Source organism: Ornithinibacter sp., assembly GCF_035443565.1.
Taxonomy (GTDB): domain Bacteria; phylum Actinomycetota; class Actinomycetes; order Actinomycetales; family Dermatophilaceae; genus Fodinibacter.
Window position 1 is genome coordinate 6,452 of the sequence record NZ_DAORSO010000104.1, and the last position, 2,090, is coordinate 8,541.

The 2,090-nt window shown below is 70.4% G+C and carries 2 protein-coding genes; both read right to left on the reverse strand.

From position 1 onward, the window contains the following. Window positions 1–139: 139 nt before the first annotated feature. Complete coding sequence (locus tag PLL68_RS10660) at window positions 140–760, reverse strand: hypothetical protein (protein WP_324533906.1); 621 nt, start codon at window positions 758–760, stop codon at window positions 140–142. Between the two features lie 26 nt (window positions 761–786). Further along, complete coding sequence (locus tag PLL68_RS10665) at window positions 787–2,016, reverse strand: toxic anion resistance protein (protein ID WP_324533908.1); 1,230 nt, start codon at window positions 2,014–2,016, stop codon at window positions 787–789. Window positions 2,017–2,090: the final 74 nt, after the last annotated feature.

The following is a 2,090-nucleotide window of genomic DNA, read 5'->3' on the forward strand; positions in this document are numbered from 1 at the left end:
ACGGCTGCGGCGAGCTGGAGGGCTTCACGACGCGCCGCCGCCACGTCGAGCCCGGCGCTGGAAGCCAGCGCCGCGACGGCATCCACCGCCTCCTCGAGCGTCGGGGTGGCCTTCGGGTCGGTGTGGTTCTGGGCCGGGGTCATGCCGCCCCGGACCCGGACGGTGGCTGGAGGCGCTGCGGCCCGGCTGGCGCCGCATCCGGTGACGGGGCCGCTGACGGGGGCGGGAGCGGTGGGACCACGGTGCCACCGACGTCGAGGGACCCTCCGTTGCTCGCCGAGCCGAACTTCTCGGCGAGGAAGCGGCCGTGAGCGACGAGGGCGTCGGCGTCCTCACGGCAGACGGCATCGAAGACCTGGTCCATCGTCGCCGCCAGGAGGTCGAGCTGGTCGACGAGCACCATGAGCGATGACTTGCCGTTGTCCACGGGACGGTTGTCCGCGAACTGGCGCGGCAGGCGGAGGTAGCCGCCGATCGCCTCGGGCAGGTAGTTCGTCGCGGTGGCCATCACCGTGTAGGCCCGAGGGCTGCCGGCGCCCAGGCGCGACAGCCGCGGGATCGTGTCGCGCACGACGTGGTCGATCCTGCGCACCCTCGAGGCGACCGGGCCGGGGACCGCCCCGTCGGAGACCATCTCGGCGACCCGGTCCAGGGAGGCGAGGAGGTCCTCGCTCGTCGGCACCGAGGGCACCACGAGCCGATCACTCGCGGAGCCCTGCTCGTCGCGACCGAACAGACGGCCGAGGAAACCACCCGACATGTGCTCACTATGCCCTGAGCGCGGGATCAGCGTGCGCCGCCGCCCGGTTCGCCGAGATCGAGTGAGCCGTGCACGAGCGGGTCGTGCTGGCGCTGGACCCGCTCGAGGTAGGCCTGCGACTTGGTGACCTCGGTCTCCAGGGTGCCGATGGTCGCCGCCATGGTGTCCAGGGCCTGCACCTTGAAGGCGTCGATGGCATCCATGGTCGCGTAGATGTTGGCGAAAGCCGCCTGGAGCTGCGGAAGGCCGACCGTCGCGGACGCGGCCTGCTGCTGGATCTGCACCGAGTTCTCGCGCAGCATCTCGCTCGTGCGCTGGATCATCCCGCTCGTCGTCGTGTTGAGCGCCGTGATCTGGTCGAGCACGAGCTTCTGGTTGCCGAGCGCCTGCGCGACGATGACGGCGGTCCGCAGCGCCGAGACCGTGGTGGTCGAGGCCCGGTCCACGCCCTTGATGAGCTCGATGTTGTTCTTGATCACGATGTCGATGGCCAGGTAGTTCTGGATCGACACGGCCAGCTGGGTGAGGAGGTCCTGGTGCTTCTGGCGGACGTAGAAGAGCACGTCGTCACGCAGTGCTCGCGCCTTGTCGGGGTCGGTGGCCTCGAGCTCGGCGACGCTGGCTGCGAGGCGCGCGTCGAGCCGCTCGGCGACGTAGACGTACTGGTTGAGCCGCCCCATGGCCTTCCAGAGCTGCTGCTTCTCGAGGTTGAGCGCGGCGTTGTCCTTGGCGAGCTCGTCCTGGCCGTCGCGCAACGCGTGCAAGATGCCGTCGAGGTGGCTCTGCGCTGACTGGTACTTGCGGAAGTAGTCGTTGACCTTGTCGCCGAAGGGCAGCATGCCGAGCAGCTTCTTGGTGCCGGTCGCTTCCTTGGGGTCGAGGTCCTCGACGGTGCGGCGCAGCTCGAGCAGCGTGGCCCCGACCTTCGAGCCCTGCGACAGGCCACCTTCCTGCAGGGCCTTCACCGGAGACTTCAGCAGCCGGTTCGACGTCTCGGCGGCGGCGCGGATGTCGGTGTCGCCCATGGTGCGCACGTCGGTGGCCTTGGCCGCGAACTCCGGCGACCGGGGCGCGGCCTGCAGCAGCGTCTGGAGGTAGTCGTCGACCTTGGCGTCCAGGCCCGGAAGCGCAGCGGCCTCGACGGCCGGAGCCATCTTCGGGGCGGCCGTGGCGGCGACCACGGCCGGCGGCTCAGGGACCGTCAGGGTGAGGGTGGCCTCCGGCGGCGCGAGCGGCTGCGGCGTTGCGTCGGACATCGTGGTCCCTCTTCCTGGGTCTGCTTCACCTGCACGGTCCGCCTCCCCGTGGGCGGAGCGCCAATGTACCTCCC

What these genes read in the sequence shown, in the direction of transcription:
- PLL68_RS10660 (WP_324533906.1), bottom strand. Translation starts at nt 760, where the DNA reads ATGTCGGGTGGTTTCCTCGGCCGTCTGTTCGGTCGCGACGAGCAGGGC.
- PLL68_RS10665 (WP_324533908.1), bottom strand. Translation starts at nt 2,016, where the DNA reads ATGTCCGACGCAACGCCGCAGCCGCTCGCGCCGCCGGAGGCCACCCTC.